22 protein-coding genes are annotated in these 20478 nt (G+C 73.7%); 11 read left to right on the forward strand and 11 right to left on the reverse strand.

The genetic code is table 11. The features are described from left to right. Positions 1-279: 279 nt before the first annotated feature. Both ITJ68_RS09760 and ITJ68_RS09765 read right to left on the reverse strand, forming a co-directional pair. On the reverse strand, positions 280-2937 hold the full coding sequence (locus ITJ68_RS09760) for a phosphoenolpyruvate carboxylase (protein ID WP_194661081.1): 2658 nt from the start codon (positions 2935-2937) through the stop codon (positions 280-282). Positions 2938-3112: 175 nt separating this feature from the next. Further along, positions 3113-3787 (reverse strand): heme oxygenase (biliverdin-producing), encoded by a 675-nt coding sequence (locus tag ITJ68_RS09765; protein ID WP_194661082.1) that lies wholly within the window; start codon positions 3785-3787, stop codon positions 3113-3115. An 85-nt stretch (positions 3788-3872) separates the two neighbouring features. On the opposite strand from ITJ68_RS09765, the gene ITJ68_RS09770 reads away from it, so the two are divergent. The 4 genes from ITJ68_RS09770 (at position 3873) to ITJ68_RS09785 (ending at position 7991) form a co-directional block, all read left to right on the forward strand. After that, entirely contained in the window at positions 3873-4712 is an 840-nt protein-coding gene (locus ITJ68_RS09770) for a siderophore-interacting protein (RefSeq protein WP_194661083.1), read from the forward strand. Positions 4713-4792: 80 nt separating this feature from the next. Continuing rightward, positions 4793-5353 (forward strand): GIY-YIG nuclease family protein, encoded by a 561-nt coding sequence (locus ITJ68_RS09775; RefSeq protein ID WP_194661084.1) that lies wholly within the window; start codon positions 4793-4795, stop codon positions 5351-5353. 128 nt (positions 5354-5481) lie between these two features. Continuing rightward, the gene (locus ITJ68_RS09780; RefSeq protein ID WP_194661085.1) at positions 5482-5706 is read left to right on the forward strand and encodes a heavy-metal-associated domain-containing protein; all 225 of its coding nucleotides are present in this window, start codon (positions 5482-5484) and stop codon (positions 5704-5706) included. After that, positions 5703-7991 (forward strand): heavy metal translocating P-type ATPase, encoded by a 2289-nt coding sequence (locus ITJ68_RS09785; RefSeq protein ID WP_323743271.1) that lies wholly within the window; start codon positions 5703-5705, stop codon positions 7989-7991. The genes ITJ68_RS09780 and ITJ68_RS09785 overlap by 4 nt, the downstream gene beginning before the upstream one ends. Here ITJ68_RS09785 and ITJ68_RS09790 read toward each other — a convergent pair. The 3 genes from ITJ68_RS09790 to ITJ68_RS09800 form a co-directional block, all read right to left on the reverse strand. Beyond that, positions 7979-8974, reverse strand: coding sequence for a hypothetical protein (locus ITJ68_RS09790; RefSeq protein WP_194661086.1), 996 nt, complete (start codon positions 8972-8974; stop codon positions 7979-7981). The two genes, ITJ68_RS09785 and ITJ68_RS09790, sit on opposite strands and share 13 nt — an antisense overlap. A gap of 95 nt (positions 8975-9069) precedes the next feature. Next, positions 9070-9735: an RES family NAD+ phosphorylase gene (locus ITJ68_RS09795; protein ID WP_194661087.1), complete on the reverse strand. Its 666-nt coding sequence runs from the start codon at positions 9733-9735 to the stop codon at positions 9070-9072. Then, positions 9732-10265: a hypothetical protein gene (locus ITJ68_RS09800; protein ID WP_194661088.1), complete on the reverse strand. Its 534-nt coding sequence runs from the start codon at positions 10263-10265 to the stop codon at positions 9732-9734. The genes ITJ68_RS09795 and ITJ68_RS09800 overlap by 4 nt, the downstream gene beginning before the upstream one ends. 113 nt (positions 10266-10378) lie before the next feature. Here ITJ68_RS09800 and ITJ68_RS09805 point away from each other — a divergent pair, with 113 nt between their 5' ends. Next, complete coding sequence (locus ITJ68_RS09805; protein WP_071275827.1) at positions 10379-10669, forward strand: metal-sensitive transcriptional regulator; 291 nt, start codon at positions 10379-10381, stop codon at positions 10667-10669. A gap of 58 nt (positions 10670-10727) precedes the next feature. On the opposite strand, the gene ITJ68_RS19540 is transcribed toward ITJ68_RS09805, so the two are convergent. Then, on the reverse strand, positions 10728-12221 hold the full coding sequence (locus tag ITJ68_RS19540; protein ID WP_194661089.1) for a reverse transcriptase family protein: 1494 nt from the start codon (positions 12219-12221) through the stop codon (positions 10728-10730). A 136-nt stretch (positions 12222-12357) separates the two neighbouring features. Here ITJ68_RS19540 and ITJ68_RS09815 point away from each other — a divergent pair, with 136 nt between their 5' ends. Continuing rightward, positions 12358-12861 (forward strand): heme-degrading domain-containing protein, encoded by a 504-nt coding sequence (locus ITJ68_RS09815; RefSeq protein ID WP_194661090.1) that lies wholly within the window; start codon positions 12358-12360, stop codon positions 12859-12861. 33 nt (positions 12862-12894) lie between these two features. Then, positions 12895-13302, forward strand: coding sequence for a RidA family protein (locus ITJ68_RS09820; protein ID WP_194661091.1), 408 nt, complete (start codon positions 12895-12897; stop codon positions 13300-13302). 83 nt (positions 13303-13385) lie between these two features. Here ITJ68_RS09820 and ITJ68_RS09825 read toward each other — a convergent pair whose 3' ends face one another. Continuing rightward, positions 13386-14345, reverse strand: coding sequence for an SDR family NAD(P)-dependent oxidoreductase (locus ITJ68_RS09825; RefSeq protein ID WP_194661092.1), 960 nt, complete (start codon positions 14343-14345; stop codon positions 13386-13388). A 59-nt stretch (positions 14346-14404) separates the two neighbouring features. Between ITJ68_RS09825 and ITJ68_RS09830 the strand changes: the two genes are divergently transcribed. Continuing rightward, positions 14405-14692: a hypothetical protein gene (locus ITJ68_RS09830; protein WP_194661093.1), complete on the forward strand. Its 288-nt coding sequence runs from the start codon at positions 14405-14407 to the stop codon at positions 14690-14692. Positions 14693-14754: 62 nt separating this feature from the next. On the opposite strand, the gene ITJ68_RS09835 is transcribed toward ITJ68_RS09830, so the two are convergent. Continuing rightward, entirely contained in the window at positions 14755-15087 is a 333-nt protein-coding gene (locus ITJ68_RS09835; protein WP_194661094.1) for a DUF3140 domain-containing protein, read from the reverse strand. 127 nt (positions 15088-15214) lie between these two features. Between ITJ68_RS09835 and ITJ68_RS09840 the strand changes: the two genes are divergently transcribed. Continuing rightward, positions 15215-16435 carry an alcohol dehydrogenase catalytic domain-containing protein gene (locus ITJ68_RS09840; protein WP_194661095.1) on the forward strand — a complete coding sequence of 407 codons (1221 nt, stop codon included), beginning with the start codon at positions 15215-15217 and terminating at the stop codon, positions 16433-16435. A gap of 1 nt (position 16436) precedes the next feature. Then, positions 16437-17336, forward strand: a complete 900-nt coding sequence (locus ITJ68_RS09845) for an SDR family oxidoreductase (RefSeq protein WP_194661096.1) — start codon at positions 16437-16439, stop codon at positions 17334-17336. Positions 17337-17343: 7 nt separating this feature from the next. Here ITJ68_RS09845 and ITJ68_RS09850 read toward each other — a convergent pair whose 3' ends face one another. Next, positions 17344-17568 carry a hypothetical protein gene (locus tag ITJ68_RS09850; protein WP_139200669.1) on the reverse strand — a complete coding sequence of 75 codons (225 nt, stop codon included), beginning with the start codon at positions 17566-17568 and terminating at the stop codon, positions 17344-17346. Between the two features lie 2 nt (positions 17569-17570). After that, complete coding sequence (locus ITJ68_RS19360; RefSeq protein ID WP_194661097.1) at positions 17571-18860, reverse strand: MFS transporter; 1290 nt, start codon at positions 18858-18860, stop codon at positions 17571-17573. 23 nt (positions 18861-18883) lie between these two features. Here ITJ68_RS19360 and ITJ68_RS09860 point away from each other — a divergent pair, with 23 nt between their 5' ends. Further along, a complete protein-coding gene (locus tag ITJ68_RS09860) occupies positions 18884-19453 on the forward strand; it encodes a TetR/AcrR family transcriptional regulator (RefSeq protein WP_194661098.1) in 570 nt (189 codons plus the stop codon). 37 nt (positions 19454-19490) lie between these two features. On the opposite strand, the gene ITJ68_RS09865 is transcribed toward ITJ68_RS09860, so the two are convergent. Beyond that, complete coding sequence (locus tag ITJ68_RS09865; RefSeq protein ID WP_194661099.1) at positions 19491-20351, reverse strand: NAD-dependent epimerase/dehydratase family protein; 861 nt, start codon at positions 20349-20351, stop codon at positions 19491-19493. Positions 20352-20478 lie beyond the last annotated feature (127 nt).

Here is a 20478-nt window from a genome sequence, read left to right on the forward strand (position 1 = left end):
GTCACGCCGACGGGGTGCCGCGACCAGTCGGAGAGAGTGACCGTCCGGTGCATGGTCACCACGCAGCGGACGGGAGGCTCCCCACCGGCGGGCACCGAGCCTCCCGTCCGCCCCGTGGTCGCGTCCGCCCCGTGGTCGCGCCCCGTGGTCACGCGCGCCCCGTGGTCGCGCGCGCCCCGCGCCGTGCGCGGTCGCCCGGCCGGTGCGGGTCGCACACGCCGTGCGTCGCCAGCGCGCCGCACCACGTGCACGACCTCGCACCAGGCCGCGCACCGCAGGTCAGCCCGTGTTCTGCAGGCCGGCAGCGATCCCGTTCACGGTCAGCAGGAGCAGCCGGTGGTCGGCGTCCGTCGGGTCGGTGCTCCCCGTCGTACGGATCGCGCGGAGCGCCCGGAGCTGGAGGTGCGACAGGGCGTCGACGTAGGGGCTGCGCAGGCGAACGGCGCGGGCGAGCACCGGACGGTCCTGCAGGACGTCGGACCCGCCGGAGACCCGCAGGACCCAGTCGCGGGTGCGGATCATCTCGTCGAGGACAGCGGCCGCCAGGTCATCGCGGTCGGCGAGGTCGAGGTACCGGCGGGCGATCTGCTCGTCCGTCTTCGCCAGGGACATCTCGACGTTCTTGATCATCGCGCCGAACAGCGGCCACTCGCGGAACGCGGTGCGGAGCAGGTCGACGTCGCCGACGGCCTCGAGCGCGGAGCCGAGGCCGTACCAGCCGGCGAGGTTGATGCGGGCCTGGGTCCAGGAGAACACCCACGGGATGGCGCGGAGGTCCTCGAGCGACTCCACCGACAGGCCGCGACGGGCCGGACGGGAGCCGAGCGGCAGCAGCCCGATCTCCTCCATCGGGGTGACCCGGGCGAACCACGGCGCGAAGCCCTCGGCCTTGACCAGGCCGTGGAAGGCCTCGCGGGAGACGTCGTCGAGACGCTGGGCGAGGTCGCGGAAGCGGTCGGCGGCGGCCTCGGTGCGGGCCTCGTTCGAGGGCGACGACGCGAAGAGCGTCGCAGCGGCCATCTGCTCGAGGTGTCGGGCGGCGATGTCCTGGTCGCCGTACTGGGCGAAGATGACCTCGCCCTGCTCGGTGATCTTCAGGCGGCCGTCGATCGACCCGGGCGGCTGCGCCAGGACGGCCTCGTTCGCGGGTCCGCCGCCCCGGCCGAGCGAGCCACCGCGGCCGTGGAACAGCGTCAGCTCGATGTCGTTCTCCCGGGCCCAGCGAGCGATGCGCGCCTGGGCGTCGTACAGCGCCAGGTTCGCGGAGACCGGGCCGACGTCCTTCGAGGAGTCCGAGTAGCCGAGCATCACCTCGAGCTTCCGACCGGTGACGGCCAGGCGGCGCTGGAAGGCCTCGGTGCGGACGGCCTCGTCGAGGATCTCCACGCTGGCGTGCAGGTCGGCGAAGGTCTCGAACAGCGGGATGACCTCGAGCACCGGTGCGGCCTGGACGGACCCGAGGGCGGCGACCGCCAGTTCGTGCACGTTCGCGAGGTCGGCGGCCGACTGCGTGAAGGAGACGATGTAGCGGTTCGAGGCCCGGACGCCGTAGCGGCGCTGCAGGTCGGCGATCGTCCGGAAGACCGCGAGGACCTCCTCCGTGGTCTCGCTCAGCTCGCCGCCGGCACGGATCTCGGCCAGGGCGGCGCGGTGCACCTGCGAGTGTTGCCGGATCTCGAGCTCGGCGAGGTGGAAGCCGAAGGTCTCGACCTGCCAGATGAGGTTCTGCAGCTCGCCGTAGGCCGGCCGGGCGGCGCCGCCGGCGACCAGGGAGGCCTGGATGACGCGGAGGTCGTCGAGGAAGGCCTCGGGACCGGCGTACGCCAGACCCGGTTCGCCGCGGCGGGTGGCGTCGAGGCGTGCCGCGGTGAACAGCAGCGCCCGGCGGTGGGTCTCGTTGGGCGCGCGGATGCCGATGCGCTCGGCGATCTCGACGTCGAGCGACTCCTGCGCGAACACGAGCGCGGTGAGGCCCGGGTCGGCCGGGGTCTCGTCGTGGTCGAGCGTCAGCGTGCTGCCGATGCGGGTGGCGGCGCGGGCCAGGCCGAGCAGGATGTGCTCGGCGGCGATGTCCGCGGCCTGGCGGGTGACGGCGGCCGTGACGTGCGGGTTGCCGTCACGGTCCCCGCCGATCCACGTGCCGAAGCGGACGAAGGCGGGGGCCCGCACGGGCGCGCTGCCGGCGGCGCCCCCGAGCAGCCGGTCGTCGAGCAGGCGGTAGACCTGCGGCACGATCTCGAACAGCGTCTGGTCGAACACGCTCATCGCCGTGCGGACCTCGTCGAGCGGGGTCGGCCGGGTGGTGCGGAGCGGGGACGTGCGCAGGAGCGTCGTGATCTCCTCGAGCAGCCGGCGCTCGTTCTCGGCGCGCGCCATGGCGTTCTTCGCGGAGTCCCGCTCGTCGATGAGGTCCGTGATGCGCCGCACGGCCGTGGTGACCGCGCGACGACGGGCCTCGGTCGGGTGGGCGGTCAGGACGGGGTGGAACCGGAGGCCGTCGAGTCGCGCGGTGGCCTCGTCGGTCCCGAGCTCGTCGACGAGGCGCGCGAACGTCGCCGGGAAGGAGTCCCCCGCGACGCCGCCGTCGTCCCCGCGGAGCCGGAGCACGCGCACGCGGTGGTGCTCCTCGGCCAGGTTCGTCAGGTGGAAGTAGGTGGTGAAGGCGCGTGCGACCTCTTCGGCACGCTCGGCGGACATGGCGGCCACGACGGCCTCGGCCCGCGCGGCGCCGTCGACGTCCGAGCCCTCGTAGGCCGTGATCACCGCTGCGCGCAGGGACTCCACGTCGCGCAGGAGCTCGTCGCCGCCGCTCTCCCGCAGCACGCGGCCGAGGAGTTCGCCGAGGTAGCGGACGTCAGCGCGCAGGTCGCTGTCGACCGCGCCGCTGACATCGTCGCGGGCACTGCCGAAGCGTGTCGAACCGTCGATCGCCGTCATGGGGTCCTTTCGGGTCAGGCTCGCCCGGGGTACCGGTCCGGGACCCCAGCAGCGTATCGGGAGGCGGGTCTCCGTGACGACGACCGTCCGGACGGGCTGCCGGGGTGGCTCCGGCACGACGCGCGGTGGCGCCGTGCACGACGCGTGCGTGCGTGCTGCGCGGCGCTGTGCGGGGTCAGGCGGTGGCGGTCGCCGGCGGCGCGAGCGGCCCGCGCTGGGCGTCGAGCCCGGCGAGCAGCCCGGTGTTGAGCGCGTACGCGAGCTCCACCTCGGCGATGACCCGTTCGCGCTCGTCGTCGTCCCACGGGGCCGCGTCGAGCTGCGCGCGGTAGGTGTCACCGAAGGCGTTCGGGTCCGCGACCTGGTCGAAGATGTAGAAGAGGACGCCGTTCGTGTCGAACCCGAACTGCTCGGCGAGCAGCGAGCCGAGCAGGTGGCCACCGGACAGGTCGCCGAGGTAGCGCGTGTAGTGGTGCGCGACGAAGCCGCCCGGCCACGTGGCCGCGACCTCGTTGAGCCGGCGGACGTAGGCGGTGGTGGCGGGGAGCGGGCAGACGAGCTCGGCCCAGTCGGGTCCGACGAGGTACTCGAGGTCCGCGCGGATCGCCGGCATCCGGGTGAGCTGCGGCGTGACGAACGGCGCGGCGACGGGGTGCTCCGCCATCCGGTCGGCGGCGCGTTCGAGGGCGTCGTAGACGAAGGCGTACTGCCCGAGCAGGGCGGCGTAGTCGGCCACGTCACACTGGCCGTCGACCAGGTCGTGCATGAACCCGTTGCCCGCGGTCGTCCCGTGCGAGCGGTGCGTGCGTCGGCGCAACAGCTCGGAGAACGGGGTGACCGTGGTGTCCATGGAGGTAAGGCTAGCCTTACCCTTGGCGACGTCAAGGGTCTTCTCCCAGGAACCCGGCCGCCACCCGAGAGGACCCTCCCCCACGATGAGCTCCAAGAACCGCCCGCAGTCCGTCTTCGTCGTCGAGCGCACGGAGCGCCTCTCGCCGCACATGGTCCGCGTGCACCTCGGAGGCCCGGCGTTCGACGACTTCATCGCGGGCGCTGCCCCGGACGCCCTCGCCGCCACCGACACCTACGTGAAGCTCCTGCTCGCCAAGCCCGGGCTCGGCCTGGAGCCGCCGTACGACCTCGAGGCCCTCCGCGAGACGCTCCCGAAGCAGGACCGTCCGGCCCGCCGCACCTACACGGTCCGCGCCGTCGACCACGTCGCCCGCACCATCGCGATCGACTTCGTGGTGCACGGCGACGACGGGCTCGCCGGACCGTGGGCAGCGTCCGCCCAGCCCGGCGACCGGCTCGCCCTCTCCGGCCCCGGCGGCGGCTACGCGCCGAGCGACGACCCTGCCGTCACGCACGTGCTGCTCGGCGACGACAGCGCCCTGCCCGCGATCGGCGCCGCCCTGGAGGCCATGCACGACGCCGCCACGGGCGTCGCCCTGGTCGAGGTGGCCGGTCCCGGCGACGAGCAGGCGATCCGGCACCCGGCCGGGGTCGACCTGCGGTGGCTGCACCGGGACGCCGCCGGCGCCGAGCCGGGCACGCTCCTGCTCGCAGCGGCCCGGGCGCTGCCCCGTGCCTCCAGTCCGGTGCAGGTGTTCGCGCACGGTGAGCGGGCCGCGATGAAGGCGATCCGTCGGCTGCTGCAGGACGAGTGGCAGCTGGAGAAGCGCGACCTGTCGCTCTCCGCGTACTGGGCGCTCGGCCGCGCCGAGGACCGGTTCCAGGAGGAGAAGCGCGAGCCGATCGGCGTCATCTTCGACTGACGCACGTCGGCTGGGCTGGTGTGCCCGGTGCCGGCCGGGAGGCCCGGGTGGCGTCGGACGTGCCGGGTAGCGTGCCGCGCATGGTCCCGTCCTGCTGCGTCCCCGGCTGCGCGAGCCCGCTCGCGCCCGGCGCGCCGGTGCCGCTGTGCGCGCTGCACGTCGCCGTCGTCGCGGACCACGCCGCCGAGACGCTCGGCGTCGAGGACCTGCTCCCCGGGCCCTGTCCCGTCTGCGGCTCCCGGGTCGGCGTCCGCTTCGCCGCGGGTGCGGTGTGCGCCGTGTGCGAGTGGCGGTGGGGCGAGGTGCCCGACGGTGACCTCGCTCCCCCGCGGGTCGACGTCGTCTACTACCTGCGGCAGCGCGACCACGTCGGCGACCGCGTGAAGATCGGCACGACGGCGAACCCCCGGCAGCGGCTCGCGCGGATCAGCCACCAGGACCTGTTGGCGTTCGAGCGCGGGGACCGTCGTCTGGAGCGCCGGCGTCACGAGCAGTTCGCCGCCACCCGGTACCCCGGCACGGAGTGGTTCCGCGTGACGCCGGAGCTGCTCGCGCACGTCGACGTCGTCGCCGCGGGGGTGTCCGACCCGTGGGACGTGCACGCGCGGTGGACCAGCGAGGCGCTCGCGCTCCGCGGGTGAGCGTTGTCCCGCGGTCCTGGCCCGCGGTGCCGCCTCGCGGTCCTGGCGTGCGGTCCTGGCCCGCGGTCCTGGCGTGGTACCCCCCTGGGGTATATGGTGGGGATCACGACGACGAAGGGACGGCCGTGATGGGCGAGCTGACGAACACCTACGGGATCACCGGCATGACGTGTGGGCACTGTGTGACCAGCGTCGACGAGGAACTCAGTGCGCTGCCCGGCGTCACCGCCGTCGCGGTGGAGCTCACCGTCGGCGGCGTCTCGACCGCCCGCGTGACCAGCAGCCAGCCGCTGTCGACCGACGACGTCGCTGCTGCCGTCGAGGAAGCGGGCTACACCCTGGTCGCCTCGTGACCGCGACGGTGACACCGGTCGAGCTGACGATCGAGGGAATGACCTGCGCGTCCTGCGCGAACCGCATCGAGCGGAAGCTCAACAAGCTCCCCGGCGTCTCGGCGAGCGTGAACTACGCCACCGAGCGCGCCACGGTGACGCTGCCGGCCGAGCTCGCGGTCGACGACGCAATCCGCACGGTCGAGGCCGCCGGCTACGGGGCGCACCTGCCCGAACCTGTCGCGGACGACGCCGACTCGACCGCACCGCTGCGTCGGCGGCTCGTCGTCTCCACCGTGCTCGCGGTCCCGGTGGTCGCCCTGTCGATGGTCCCGGCGCTGCAGTTCCCCGGGTGGCAGTGGGTCGCGCTCGTCCTGGCGCTCCCCGTCGCCGTGTGGGGCGCGTGGCCGTTCCACCGCGCCGCCGCCGTGAACGCCCGCCACGGTGCCGCGTCGATGGACACCCTCGTCAGCGTCGGGATCGCCGCCGCGACGCTCTGGTCCGTGTGGGCGCTGGTGTTCGGCGGGGCCGGCGCGATCGGGATGCGGATGACCTTCACCTGGCTGCCGCACCCGGGCACCGCTCCGGAGCCGTACTTCGAGGTCGCCGCCGCCGTGACGGTGTTCCTGCTCGCCGGCCGGTGGTTCGAGGCCCGGGCGAAGGACCGGTCCGGCGCGGCGCTGCAGGCGCTCCTGGCGCTCGGCGCCCCGACCGCCCGGGTGCTCCGCGACGGCGTCGAGACCGACGTGCCGACAGCTGCACTCCGGGTGGGTGACCGCTTCGTGGTGCGCCCCGGTGACCGCATCGCCACGGACGGCGTCGTGGTCGACGGCAGCAGTGCCGTGGACACCAGCGTCATGACGGGCGAGGCCGTCCCCGTGGAGGTCGGGCCCGGCGACGCCGTCACCGGTGCGACCGTCAACGCCGGCGGTCGGCTCGTGGTCGAGGCCTCCCGGGTCGGTCGGGACACCGAGCTCGCCCGCATCGGCCGGCTCGTGGTCTCCGCACAGGCCGGCAAGGCCGACGTGCAGCGCCTGGCCGACCGGGTGTCCGCCGTCTTCGTGCCGATCGTGCTGGGACTGGCCGTGCTGGCCCTCGTCGGCTGGCTCCTGCTCACCGGGGACGTGCAGGCCGCGTTCACCGCCGCCGTCGCGACCCTGGTGATCGCCTGCCCCTGCGCGCTCGGGCTCGCGACGCCGACCGCACTGCTCGTGGGCACCGGACGCGGCTCCCAGCTCGGGATCCTGATCCGCGGCCCCCAGGTGCTCGAGGCCACCCGTCGCGTCGACACCGTCGTGCTCGACAAGACCGGCACCGTCACCACGGGTCGGATGACCGTGCACGGTGTGACCGCCCTCGCCGGCGACGACCGCGCGGACGTCCTCGCCCGCGCCGCCGCCGCCGAGGCCGGGTCCGAGCACCCCGTCGCCCAGGCGATCGTCGCCGCACACCCGCAGCACCCCGTCGCCGAGTCGTTCCGGTCCAGCGCCGGGCTCGGGGTGCAGGCCGTCGTCGACGGGGCCCTCGTCCTGGTCGGCCGACCCGCATGGCTCGCCGAGCAGTGGGCCGTCGTGATCACCGACGAGGTCACCGCCGCGGTCCGGACAGCGGAGCGCGCCGGTGCGACCGCGGTCGTCGTGGCGTGGGACGGAGCCGCCCGCGGCGTCGTCAGCGTCGCCGACACCGTCGCACCGACCAGCCGCGACGCCGTCCGTCGGATGCACGCGATGGGGCTGCGCACCGTCATGCTCACGGGCGACGCCGCCGACGTCGCACGCACCGTCGCAGCCGAGGTCGGCATCGAGGACGTCGTCGCCGAGGTCCGGCCGGAGGACAAGTACGACGCCGTCGTCCGACTGCAGCACCAGGGCCGCTCGGTCGCCATGATCGGCGACGGGGTCAACGACGCCGCCGCACTCGCCGCCGCCGACCTCGGCATCGCGATGGGCAGCGGGACCGACGCCGCGATGGAGGCCGCGGACATCACCCTTGTCCGTGCCGACCTCGGAGCGGCTGCCGACGCGATCGCCCTCGCCCGCCGGACCCTCGGCACGATCAAGGGCAACCTGTTCTGGGCCTTCGCCTACAACGTGGCCGCGGTGCCGCTCGCGATGGCCGGCCTGCTGAACCCGATGATCGCCGGTGCCGCGATGGCGCTGTCGTCCGTCTTCGTCGTCACGAACAGCCTGCGTCTGCGGTCGTTCCGCAGCGGAGCCGACATCGGCACGTCCGGGCGGACAGGGCGGACAGGGCGGACAGGGCGGTCAGCACGGGCCGCGCGCGCCGCGCGCTCTCAGCGCGCGTAGGCGTCGACGAACAGGGCCCCGCGCAGGTCACGGAGGGTGTCGACGAGCCGGTCGACCGTGCGGCCGGAGATGCTCGACACCTGCAGGTCGTGGGGGCCGAGCGCCGGGAGCCGACCGGTGCGGATGCGGACGACCTCCCACCCGACACTCCGCAGCGCGCGGTCCTTCCGGCGGTCGGAGTCCTCGCGCTGACCCACGTGCTCGAGGCCGTGGCGTCCGGTCGAGTCGTACTCGATCGCGACGCGGAGCTCCGGCAGGATGATGTCCGGCCAGGCCTCGACGTGGTCGTGGAACGGGCGGTCGAGGCGGATCGCGTTCTGGTCGAAGGTGAAGTCGAACCGGGACGACAGCGCGGCGCGGAGCTCGGCCTCCACCGCCGAGGCCGTCGCGGGGGCGCAGACGCTGACGAACGCGTCTCCCGAGGGCAGCCTGGGCGTCTTCGGGCAGATCGTGCGCGGTGCCGCGGCCCGGGAGCCCGATGACCGCCCGACGCCGCGACCAGCCCGGGTCGAGGCGACCGCCCCGACGGGCATGCCAGCACCAGCACCAGCACCGCCCCCACCCCCACCGCGGCGCGCGGGGGCTGCCGGCAGCGTCTGTCGGCCCGTCGCCCGCGCGGCGCGCTGCGGTGCGGGGACGGCAGCGGGCCAGTCCTCAGGCAGCGTCGGCCAGCGCTGGGGCTTCGCCATCAGGGAGCACTCGGGGCACCACACGGACCGTCGACGTTCACGCCCCGGGCGAGCGCGCTGCTCGGCCGGGGTCGCGACGAACACGTGCCCGACGTCGCACTCCCACGTCAGCAGGACCTCGGCCGCCGGCGGGATCTGCGTCAGGACGACGCCGGCGTTCCAGTCCGGGTGGTACTGCCGGATGAGCACGGGGTAGGACGCCCAGGCATCGCGGAACTCCCCCACGGCGTACGGCATCGGCACACCGCGCGACCACTGTCGGCGGCGCCACCACGCGTCGACGGGTTCCACCACGGCCGTCACGGTAGGACGAGCCACCGACAGAGCAACCCCGATCGCGCGCGTGACGGATCGGGTCCACGAGGACCGGGAGCAGACGGCCGGATCCGTCAGCGCGGCGGCGGGACGATCGTGAAGCGCTCGGGTCCGGCGGTCGAGCCGTCCTCGAGCACCCGGATGCCGGACTCCACACACGCCGAGACCCCGTCGCGGTGGACACGCTCCGGACGTGGGCGTCGCGGGACACCGGCGTCGCCGAACACCGCCCACGCGTTCGGGGCCGTGGCGCTCGTGAACCGCGTGCTGTACTGGACCCCGGCGAACCCGACGGCGTCGAACGCCCGCGCCCAGGCCTGTGGCACGCGGTAGTCGACCATCGTCTGGAGCTCCGCACCGACCCCGTGCCGGACGGCGTCGGGAGCGGTGACGTCGGCGAATCGACGACCGCGGGACGCCCGAGCCGCGACGACGACCATCTCGCGGGCGCGACCGACGAACACGGTGTTCGTGTGGAGCGTGTGGTGGGCCAGTCGCTCGCGCACCGCGACCTCCACCGAGTCGGCCCAGCAGCAGGTGCCGCGCGGTGTGGCGAGGTCGAAGCGACCACCGTCGACGCCGTCCGCGTCCGCCGGGGTGCTCGCGAACCACCAGGCACCGCGGTCGTGGCGCTTCGCCCGGTAGAACGTCGTGCCGCGTGACTCAGCCGTCGGGAAGCCCGCGAGGTCGACGTCCGCTGTCGGTGCACGCTGCGCGACCTCGGTGCGGCGCTCCGTCACGCGTCGGCCAGCCAGGCGCGCTCGGCACGTCGGGCCGCACGGAGCACCGGGTCGTGCCGTCCGTCACGGAGGGCCTGGGCCGCGGTGGTGCCGCCGAACGCCTCGGCGGCGGTGTTCAGCCAGAGGGCGCTGCCCCAGGGGTCGATGTGCTCCGGGTCGAGCAGCGCCAGGACTTCGCGCAGGTGCGGCAGGGGCGCTCCTGACGGGCCGAACTGGAACGAGGGGAAGATCCGGCTGCCGTCGCCGATCTTCAGGCCGAGCAGGTCGCCCTTCGCGCTGGCCTTGCTGATCGCCTGCCGCGTTACCCCGCGCCACGCCGCGAGCGAGGACGCGTCGTAGAAGGGACCGATGAGCTCGTCGGCCTCGTGCTTGACCGACGGCAGCGCCGCGACCATCCGGTCAGCGAGGGCACCGACGTCGGGCACCGCCGCGAGGGCGTCGTCGTAGCGACCACCGCGGAGTCGGTCGCGGATCGCGGACAGCAGCGCCGCTTCGGTCGTGCTGTTCCCAGCGCGTTGTGTCGTCGGCATCGTGTCCGCCCTCCTGCAACCGTGTCAACCGATCCTACGACCGTCGCGTCAACCACGTCAACCACTCGATCAGGATGGCATACCCTGGAGGGGTACCCATTCCAGGAGGCCTCATGACCGACCACACCCACGGCTACATCTCGTCGAAGGACGCCTACCTGAAGCGCCTCAAGCGGATCGAGGGCCAGGCGCGGGGGCTGCAGCGCATGGTCGAGGACGAGCAGTACTGCATCGACATCCTGACGCAGGTCTCCGCGATGACGAAGGCCCTGCAGTCGGTCGCCCTCGGGCTCGTCGAGGACCACCTGACCCACTGTGTGGCCGATGCGGTGGCCGACGGCGGCGACCCGAGCGCCAAGGTCAAGGAAGCGTCCGAGGCGATCGCCCGTCTCGTCCGATCCTGACCCGCGCGGGAGAAGAGCGAACCCGGTCGGAGTCCAGCCCGGTCAGACCCCGGCCCGGTCAGACAGCAGTCCAGTCGATGCGGTCGAACACTGCACGCAGCTTCTCCCCGCGACCGGGGTGCACCTGACCCACCCAGCCGATCCGCCCGAGCAGGTGCGCGCGGAAGTCGCCGTGGCCGCCGCGGTCCTGCGACGCCGGGCCGTGCACCACGCAGTTGTGCAGCACCGCGTGCAACCGGTCGACCTCCCGTCGTCCGGGTGACGTCCGCTCGTTCACCACGACCCCGGTCACGGACTGGCGCACCCCGGCTCGCCGCACCCGGGTCTTCCGGGGGTTCAGCACGTGCCCCTGGTCGCGCACGATCCGGTCGACCCCGCGGAGGAACGCCTCGGCCCGGGCAGCGAGCCGGTCCGCGCCGCTGAAGGTCAGGTCGTCGGCGTACCGCGTGTAGACCGCGTCCACCGAGGCGGCCCACCCCGCCAACCGAACGTCGAGGTGCCGGAGGGCGAGGTTCGCGAGCGCCGGTGACGTCGGCGCGCCCTGCGGCAGGTGCGCGGTCGTGAGCGCCCGGCGGAGCGCGGTCCGCTCGTCCGGGTCGCCTCCCGGTGGCATCGCGGTGAGCACGTGCGGCGGTACCCGGTGTGTGCAGATGCCGGTCAGCACGTGCGCCAGCGGCTCCGCGAACCCGGCGGTCCGGAAGACGCCGTAGACCGTCGGCGCCTGCACCGACGCGAAGAACGACGTCAGGTCCGCGGCGACGACCACCCGCTGGCCGACGTGGGCGGCGGCCCCGGTGACGACGCTGCGCCCCGGCACGAACCCGTGAGCGGCGTCGTGCACCGGCAGGGCCGTCAGCAGCTCGTCGAGGATCGTCCGCTGCGTGCGACGGAGCATGTCCAGGGGCTTCTCGAGCAGACGGGGCGTCCGGCCGGGGCGGTGCACCCACTCGTGCCGGTGGTGGTGCAGCGGGCTCGACGGTCCCCGGTTCCGGTTCCACCCCTGCGTGTCCGCCAGCCAGAGCAGCCGCCCCACCGTGAGGTCGAGTGCGCGGGCGAGCTCCGGCAGTGTGTCGACGAGCAGCCGACTGTCGGTCTCGGGGCGGGAGCGCACGGCCGTGGCCCGGCGCAGGAGGACCCGCACCGGACGGTGGTCCTCGCGGGACCGGTGCAGCGTCGACAGCCTCGGGTCCCCCGCGAGCACGGCGGCGAACTGCCGGGGGGCGTCGACGGGTGGTCGCGGGTACGCCCGGAGCGCCGCGGCGACGGCCAGTCCGACGTAGGCGCGCTCCGTGCCGACCACGTCGTACCCGGCTGCGACGAGGTCCTCGTGCTGCCAGGACTCCGCCGCGAGGAAGGCGTCCGCGAGTGCCCGCGCGACGACGGCGAGGGGCGTGGTGTTCCCGGGGGACCTGTCGGTGCCTCCGTGAGGGAGCGCGCGCGGAGCGCGCCGAGCCTCTCGGGGCGTGTCGTCCTGCTGGTGCTGCGTGCCCCGGGGTGACCCCGGAGAGGTCGGCGCGTCACGCGCGCCGTCCGCCTCCCCCGGGAACTCCACGACGTCACCCTACGGCGACCCGGTGACCAGGTGCATGACGCCAGGCCCGTGGCGGCGCCGCCACGAGCCTCCAGTGGGTGGGGCTAGCGTCACGAGCGGGGCACCTGCCCCCACCACCGTCTCGATGAGGAGCCCCATGAGCGACACCGACGGAGCGCCGTACCGCGCGCTCGAGCCCGACGAGAAGCTGCGCGTCCTGCTCGACGAGGAGCGCGAGCTCGACCACGACGCGTTCGACCACGACGACGCGTGGGCGGTCGGGTCGTGGTTGCGGGCGACCGCACTCGAGCGCGCACTCGGCATCGGCATCGCGGTGTCGTTCGGCGAGCAGCGGGTGTTCCACGCCGCGACGCCGGGCTCGGGGGCCGTGAACGACGCCTGGCTCGACCGGAAGTTCCGCGTGGTCCGGCACTTCGCGCACTCCACCTTGGCCGTGCGGACGCAGTACGAGGTCGGCGGGAGCACCTTCGACGAGGCCGCCGCCCTCGACCCGCGGCAGTACCAGGCCGCGGGCGGCGGGTTCCCGGTGCTCGTGCGCGGGATGCTCCTCGGTGCGATCGGGGTGAGCGGTCTGGAGATGCACGACGACCACGCGCTCGTGGTCGAGGCCCTCCGCGCACACCGCGCCGGCACCGCCTAGAGGCGCCGGAGCCGGATGGGCCAGGATGGCCGGATGGTCAGTGCCGTCCGACTCATCCGCTCCGCCGCCCTCAGCTCGGTCGCCGAGTACGCCTACGCGGCGACCGCGCCCGCCGAGGCCCGGCTGGTGTTCCTCGCCGGCTCCTGCCCGCTCGACGCCGACGGCCGCACGGTCGCCGTGGGTGACCCCGCCGGGCAGGCGGCCGCGTGCGTGGCGAACCTCCGGCAGGCCCTCGCCGATGCCGGCGCAGAGCTCACCGACGTGGTGTCGACGCGGGTGCTCGTGGCGTCCTCGCGGCAGGTGGACCTGGTCGCCGCGTGGGAGGTCGTCCGCGACGCCTTCGGCGACCACGACGTCCCGAGCACGCTCATGGGCGTGACCGTCCTCGGCTACGACGACCAGCTCGTGGAGATCGAGGCGGTCGCCGCCCTCGTCGACTGAACGCGGCGGGCGCGACCAGAGACGGACGGGAGGCTCGGTGCCGGTCCGGCACCGAGCCTCCCGGCCCTCAGCGTGTCAGCGTGTCAGCGGCGGCGGCCGCCCAGCAGGACCGCGACGGCGGCAGCGGCACCGAGCCAGACGAGCGGGCGCGTGACGCGCCGACGCTTCGCGACCCAGCCGCCGTTCGTCGCGTTGCCCGCGTCGGCGGGCTGGTACAGGTTGCCGTCGGTGGGCGCCTGCTTGCCGCGGAGCGCGAAGATCTCGACCATCGGCTTCGTGATCTTGTGGAACAACCCGGGGAAGACGTACTGCAGCGGCACGAGCGACGCCTGGATGCGGCCGACGAACCGGTACCGCTTGGGGTGCACGGCGGCCTGCACGACCGCCTTGCCCGCACGCTCGACGGAGACCGTCGGCGGCAGCGGGTGCGAGTTCTTGCCGGTGTAGTTGGCGCCGTTCTGGTAGATCGGGGTGTCGATCGTCGACGGCATCAGCGTGGTGAACTCGATGCCGGTGCCGGCGAACTCGTCCCCGAGCACGTCGACCAGGCCGAGCGCCGCGTGCTTGCTCGTGACGTACGCCGATTGGTACGGCGCCGAGAGCAGGGACTGGATGCTGCCGACGAGCACGTAGGTGCCCCGGCCGCGCTGCTTCCAGTGCGGGAGCAGGTACTTCACGGCGTTGAGGTGGCCGTAGAGGTTCGTGTCGACGACGCGCTTGAAGGCCTCGGTCGGGGTCTGCTCGAACAGCCCGTAGACGAACAGCGCGGCGTTGCCGACGAAGACGTCGATCCTGCCGTAGCGGCTGGTGACCGTGGCGATGAGGTCCTTGACCTGGTGCTCGTCGGCGACGTCGGTCGGGATGGCGACCGCCTCGGCGCCGAGCTCCCGGCACTCGGCGGCGGCGGCCTCGAGGCTGTCGTGGCTCCGTGCGGCGAGCACGAGCGTCGCACCGCGACGGGCGAACTCGTGCGCGGCGGCACGGCCGATCCCGCTCGATGCTCCGGTGATGACGACGACCTGTCCGCGGAACCGTTTTCCCATGCGTCCTCGATACGCGCACCCGGCTGACCGTCCTCCCGAGGTCGTGGGACGATGGCGCCATGGCAGGTCGGAACGGCACCAGCGACGGGCTCTCCCTCGAGGAGGCCACTGCGATCGCGGAGCACGCCCGCGAGGGCCGACTCGACCTCGACGACCCGGAGATCCGCCACCTGGTCGGTGAGGCGAACCGGATGCTCGTCCGCACGCAGATGTGGGGCGAGACACCGCCCACGCCGCGCCGCCGGTGGAAGCGCCGGGGGCTCGCGATCGGTGCCGCGGCGATCGTCGCCATCTGGGTGATCGGGCTGCTCGGCCCGCTGCTGCTGCACGTCGCGGCCGGCGACTGACCGCGACGGCCTGACGCGAGGGACTGATCGCCAGGACCACGGGTGCCCTGGCCGCCGTCGACTCACTTCTCCGGGTCGTGGCCCCAGTTCATCAGCGACCAGCGCCACGGGGTGTCGTGCACGTCACCGTGCGGCCGCTGCTTCGCGTGCCGCGCGACGTACCCGACCACCTTCCGCATGTGAGCGTGGTCGGCGTCGGAGTACTCCCCCTGCTTCTTCTCGAGGATGCGCACGATGTGCCGTCCGCTCTCGTGCCCGGTCGACTCCGTGCTGCCGCCGGTCTTCTGCCCGACGCTCTTCGACTCGTCGGTGTCCAGCCAGTGCCGGAGCTCCGACACCGTCATGTTCACCGCGTCGGCGAAGTCGTCCCTGGTCTGCTGCTCGTCGTCGCTCATCGACCCAGGATCGTCCGGGACGCTGGACGCCCTCGGAGTCCGCTTCCCGCACGGACCCGAGCCGACGCCAAGCCCGGTGCGCGTTGGGTGGTCGGCGAACGACGTCCGTCGACGGAAGGAAGAGGACATGCGCGCAGTGGTGTGGCACGGCATCGGGGACATCCGGTTGGACGAGGTGCCCGAGCCGACGATCCAGGACCCGCACGACGCGATCGTGCGGGTGACGAAGAGCGCGATCTGCGGGACCGACCTGCACTTCGTCCGCGGCACGATGGCACCGATGCAGGAGGGCACGATCCTGGGGCACGAGGCCGTCGGCGTCGTGACCGAGGTCGGCGACGCGGTCCGCGGCTTCAGCCCGGGCGACCGGGTCGTCATCAACTCGACGATCTCCTGCGGTGCGTGCCGGTACTGCCGCATGGGCCAGACGGCGCAGTGCGACGTCGCGAACCCGAACGGTCCCCAGGCGGGCACGAGCTTCTTCGGCGGCCCCGAGTCCACCGGACCGGTCAACGGCCTGCAGGCGGAGGTCGTCCGCGTGCCGTGGGCGCAGAACACCATGCACCCGCTGCCCGAGAACGTCAGCGACGAGCAGGCCATCCTGCTCTCCGACATCTTCCCCACCGGCTGGTTCGGTGCCGAGCTCGCCGGGGTCACCCGCGGCGACGTCGTCGTGGTGTTCGGCGCCGGCATCGTCGGGCAGTTCGCCGCCGCGTCCGCGTTCAAGCAGGGCGCCGGTCGCGTGATCGTCGTCGACGGCGAGGAGACCCGCCTGGCCGCGGCCCTCGCCCAGAACTGCGAGGTCGTCGACTACAACCGCGAGGACCCGGTGCAGGCGGTCATGGACCTGACCAACGGCATCGGCGCCGACGCCGTGATCGACGCCGTCGGGGTCGACGCCGAGCGTCCGAAGGGCGGCCCGGCTGCCGTCACCGACGAGCAGGCCGCCGCGTTCGACGCCGAGGTCCGGCAGGTCGCCCCGGACGGCCGCCCCGAGGGCTTCGGCGACGCCCAGCAGTGGAAGCCCGGCGACGGCCCGTCGCAGGTCGCCCAGTGGGCCGTCGAGGTCGTCGCCAAGTACGGCCGCATCGGCATCATCGGCGTGTACGGCCCCACCGCCGAGCGGTACCCGATCGGGCAGGCCATGAACAAGAACCTCACCATCCGGATGGGCAACTGCGACCACCACTCGGTCACGCCGCCGCTCATCGACATGGTCGCCGCCGGACAGTTCGACCCGACGGCGCTCATCACCGAGCACGAGTCCTTCGGCTCGGCCATCGACGCCTACGCGGCCTTCGACCGGCGCGAGCCCGGCTGGGTCAAGGTCGAACTGGAGGCCAACTGACATGCCCACCGACCAGTACGAGTTCGGCGACCCCCGCTCCCGCTACCCGAACGTCTCCCCGGAGCCGCAGACGCAGGCCGAGCCGGGCCTCCAGTCCCGGATGACGCCCGTGCCGGACCTCGGCGAGGACAGCTACCGCGGCTCCGGCCGGCTCGCCGGCCGGAAGGCCCTCATCACCGGTGCCGACTCCGGCATCGGTGCCGCCGTCGCGATCGCCTACGCCCGTGAGGGCGCCGACGTCGCCCTGGCGTACCTGCCCGACGAGCAGGAGGACGCCGACCACGTCATCGAGCAGGTCCGCGCCGCCGGCCGCACCGCCGTCGCGATCCCCGGCGACCTGCGGGACCGGTCCTACGCCGGCCGCCTCGTGGAGGAGGCCGTGGCCGGCCTCGGCGGGCTCGACGCGCTGGTCAGCGTGGCCGGCAAGCAGCGCTGGCAGCCCGACCTGCTCGACATCACGGACGAGCAGTTCGAGGAGACCTTCGACGTCAACGTGTTCGCGCTGTTCCGGCTCGTCAAGGCGGCGGTCCCGCACCTGCAGCCCGGGTCGACGATCATCACGACCGCGTCGATGGAGGCCTACCAGCCCGCCCCGGACCGGCTCGACTACGCGGCGACGAAGGGCGCGATCAACAACTTCTCGAAGGGGTTGTCGCAGTTGCTCGTCGAGCGCGGGATCCGCGTGAACATCGTCGCGCCCGGCCCCACCTGGTCGGTGCTCCAGGTCACCGGCGGCGTCGACCCCGAGTCCCTGCCCGAGTTCGGCAGCAGCGAGTCCCCGATGGGCCGCGCCGGACAGCCGGCCGAGCTCGCCCCGGCGTACGTGTTCCTGGCGTCGCAGGAGTCGAGCTTCGTCGCGGGCGAGACGCTCAACGTCAACGGGGGCATGGTCACCCCCTGACCCGTCCCTAACGGCGGTCGCGCTGCTCGAGCCGCGCGGTGTACACGAGGAACGTCGTGTGCCCGAGCAGCGCGATCCCGAAGAACACGAGCGCGACCGCGTAGACGCGGTCCAGGGTGCCGTCGCCGGTCACCAGCAGCACGATCAGCGTGACGACGGCAGCCGACAGCACGCCGACCTGGACCATCGACCACGTCTTCCGCCACCGGGGCTGCTGCTCCTGAGGGTTCACGGTCACCATCCTGCCCCATGGCGGACAGGAGGCCCGGTGCGGGCCGGCACCGGGCCTCCCGTCCGGCGGATGGCCGCGACCAGGGCGAGCGCGGTCACCACCGCGGCACCGACCAGGGTGGCGCCGTAGCCGACCGCGTCGACGGCTGCGCCGGCCACTGCTGCGCCGACGGCCTGTCCCAGCACGAGCACGACGAAGAGCATCGAGGCGCCCGCGGGGGCTCGCTCGGCGTCGATCGACGCCGTCCAGGTGAGCAGGGCACCCGTCGCGGCCGTGTAGCCCCAGCCGAAGACCGCGCAGGCGACGAGCACGACGCCGATGCGTCCGGGGGCGAGACCGAGGGCGAGCGTGCCGAGGGCCACCGCCGTCACCGTGACCAGCCACGTCCACCGGAGGCCCAGGTCGGCCAGCCGCCGGGCGGTCAGCACGACGGCTGCTCCCCCGACGCCGATCGCGATCCACGCCACGATCGAGGTGGTCCGGTCGGCGCCCGCGGCGACGAGGGCGGCGCGGCCGGCGTTCCAGACGGCGGCGGAGCCGGCCCCGAGCAGTCCCGCGCCGACGAGCGGCGTGGTGTGGCGGCGGAACCACGACCGGGTGGGGCGGTGGGGCGCTTCGGCACTGTCGGTGTCGGAGTCGTGGGTGTTGGTGTCGCTGTCGGTGTCGGTGTTGGTGTCGCTGTCGGAGTGGGTGTGGGAGTCGTCGGTGTCGGTGTCCGAGTCGTGCCTGTCGGAGTCGAGCAGCAGGACGGCGGCGCCGGCGAGGACCGCGCTGCCCGCCGCCACGAGCCACGCCGTGCGCCAGTCCGGCAGCACCACGAGGGCGACGAGCCCTGCGACCACCAGCCCCGGCCCGGTGCCCGAGTTCACGATCGTCTGTGCGCGCGAGACCCCCGCGGGCCGGACGTTCCGCGTCACCACCTGGACGAGCGCCGGCGACGCGAGCCCCGCACCGGCGCTGCCGAGCACCGCGGCGGCGCCGAACACCGCGGCGCCCGGAGCGAGCGCCATCCCGACGGAGCCGACGGCCGCGGTGAGCGCGGCGGCGACGACGAGCACCCGCGGGCGCCGTGCCGCCTGGACGAACCCGACGACCGCGCCGACGCAGTACAGCAGCGACGCGCCGGACGCGATGCCGCCGGCGGCGCTGGCGCTCAGCCCGAGGTCTGCCTGCACGTCGGGCAGCACCAGGCCGTACGCCAGGCGGACGAGGCCGTACGTCACGGCGATCAGCGCGGTCCCGGCGACGACGAGCGCGGTCGGGTGTGTCCCATTCGAAAACGATCGTTTCACTTTGCGGAGTCTAGGGTGCTGGCATGGCGATGCGTGCAGGAACCGAACGGAAGCTGCTCGACGCCGCCGAGGAGCTCTTCTTCGCGCACGGCATCGCGGCGACCTCGGTTGACGCCGTCCTCGAGCGCGCCGGGGTGTCCTCGGCGACGCTCTACCGCGGGTGGCCGAGCAAGGAGGCCCTCGTGGCCGCGACCCTCACCCGGCGGCAGCAGGACTGGGAGGACACCTGGACCCGCGCGGTCGAGGCCTCGACGACGCCGCGTGACCGGGTGCTCGCCGTGTTCGACGCGCTGGACGCCTTCCGGACGCGGTCGGACGCCTCCCGCTGGTGCGCGTTCCTCGGGACGGCGTCGGAGTACGCAGACGCACCCGCGGAGATCCGTGCCGTGCTCGACGTCGAGTCGGACGTGCTGCGGTCACGGCTGACGACGCTGGCGGAGGACGTGGTCGGTGCTGCCGCCGCGTCGACGGTCGGCGAACAACTCGCGCTCGTCGTGTCCGGCTCGCTCGCGATGCGCCTGCGCGACCCCGGGTACGACACGACCGTGGCGCGGGCGGTGGCCGGCACGGTGCTGGACGCAGCGGAGCGCTGAGCGGCCGTCCCCGTGACGGCGGTGCAGCCGTCCGGGGTCAGGGGTGGCGCGTGCCCTCGCCCGCGAGCACCGCCCGGTACCCCTCGCGGTACGTCGGGTACGCGAACGTGAACCCCGTCGAGCGGAGCAGCGCGTTCGACAGCCGCTTCTCGCCGCCGCCAGCACGCCGGTCCGCGTCGCCCTCGGTCCGCACGGGGGGCTCCGGCAGCCCGAGCTCGGTCGCGAGGAACCGCAGCACGGTGTCGAGGCGCACGGGCTCGTCGTCGGTGCCGAGCACCACGGGCGGCACGGTGTCGAGCGCGGCGAGGTGCACGAGCGCCGCGGCGGCGTCGTCCCGGTGGATGCGGTTCGTCAGCATCGACCCGTCGGGCGTCGGCGCCAAGCGGGCAGCGCCGCTCCGGACCTGGTCGACCAGTCGCTCGCGACCGGGGCCGTAGATGCCGGAGAGCCGCACGAGGACGGCCTCGGGTGCACGCTCGCGGAGCAGCGCCTCGGCTTCGAGGAGCACGTCCGCCGTGGGCGTGCCGCCGCGTGCCGGGGTGTCCTCGGTCACGGTCGCGCCGTCCTCGACGTCGTACACGGCCGTCGACGACACCACGAGGACCCGTGGCGTGACGCCGGCCGCGGCGATGCCGTCCAGGACGTTCCGCAGCCCGTCGACGTAGGTCGCGCGGTACTCCTCGACCTGCCGGCTGCCCGCGGCGAGCGCGACGACGACGACCTCGGCGTCCTGGTCGATCGTCGGCACCTCCTGCCGCAGGTCCACGGACCGCCCCTCGACGGGGTCGGGGACCAGGTCGGCGCGGCGTCGGAGTCCGACGACGCGGTGGCCGGCCGCTGCGAACCGGAGTCCTGCCTCGATGCCGAGGTCGCCGCACCCGGCGATGATCACACTCACCCGGACGACACTACGGGCCCGTCTGACATCGCGCCCTGGCCTGTGGCATACCGTCTGCTTGCGTGTCACATACCAGTGTCCCTACGCTGGCCGGGCGCCACGGCGGCGCATGTGGATCAGACCCGGT

Source organism: Curtobacterium sp. VKM Ac-1395 (assembly GCF_015350975.1).
Taxonomy (GTDB): domain Bacteria; phylum Actinomycetota; class Actinomycetes; order Actinomycetales; family Microbacteriaceae; genus Curtobacterium.

Excerpts from the sequence above, each read along its gene's own strand:
- ITJ68_RS09860 (WP_194661098.1), top strand. The coding sequence starts at position 18,884 with ATGGCGATGCGTGCAGGAACCGAACGGAAGCTGCTCGACGCCGCCGAG.
- ITJ68_RS09775 (WP_194661084.1), top strand. The coding sequence starts at position 4,793 with ATGGTCCCGTCCTGCTGCGTCCCCGGCTGCGCGAGCCCGCTCGCGCCC.
- ITJ68_RS09800 (WP_194661088.1), bottom strand. The coding sequence starts at position 10,265 with ATGCCGACGACACAACGCGCTGGGAACAGCACGACCGAAGCGGCGCTG.
- ITJ68_RS09805 (WP_071275827.1), top strand. The coding sequence starts at position 10,379 with ATGACCGACCACACCCACGGCTACATCTCGTCGAAGGACGCCTACCTG.
- ITJ68_RS09760 (WP_194661081.1), bottom strand. The coding sequence starts at position 2,937 with ATGACGGCGATCGACGGTTCGACACGCTTCGGCAGTGCCCGCGACGAT.
- ITJ68_RS09770 (WP_194661083.1), top strand. The coding sequence starts at position 3,873 with ATGAGCTCCAAGAACCGCCCGCAGTCCGTCTTCGTCGTCGAGCGCACG.
- ITJ68_RS09765 (WP_194661082.1), bottom strand. The coding sequence starts at position 3,787 with ATGGACACCACGGTCACCCCGTTCTCCGAGCTGTTGCGCCGACGCACG.
- ITJ68_RS09780 (WP_194661085.1), top strand. The coding sequence starts at position 5,482 with ATGGGCGAGCTGACGAACACCTACGGGATCACCGGCATGACGTGTGGG.
- ITJ68_RS09825 (WP_194661092.1), bottom strand. The coding sequence starts at position 14,345 with ATGGGAAAACGGTTCCGCGGACAGGTCGTCGTCATCACCGGAGCATCG.
- ITJ68_RS09845 (WP_194661096.1), top strand. The coding sequence starts at position 16,437 with ATGCCCACCGACCAGTACGAGTTCGGCGACCCCCGCTCCCGCTACCCG.
- ITJ68_RS09830 (WP_194661093.1), top strand. The coding sequence starts at position 14,405 with ATGGCAGGTCGGAACGGCACCAGCGACGGGCTCTCCCTCGAGGAGGCC.
- ITJ68_RS09840 (WP_194661095.1), top strand. The coding sequence starts at position 15,215 with ATGCGCGCAGTGGTGTGGCACGGCATCGGGGACATCCGGTTGGACGAG.
- ITJ68_RS09820 (WP_194661091.1), top strand. The coding sequence starts at position 12,895 with ATGGTCAGTGCCGTCCGACTCATCCGCTCCGCCGCCCTCAGCTCGGTC.
- ITJ68_RS09835 (WP_194661094.1), bottom strand. The coding sequence starts at position 15,087 with ATGAGCGACGACGAGCAGCAGACCAGGGACGACTTCGCCGACGCGGTG.
- ITJ68_RS09815 (WP_194661090.1), top strand. The coding sequence starts at position 12,358 with ATGAGCGACACCGACGGAGCGCCGTACCGCGCGCTCGAGCCCGACGAG.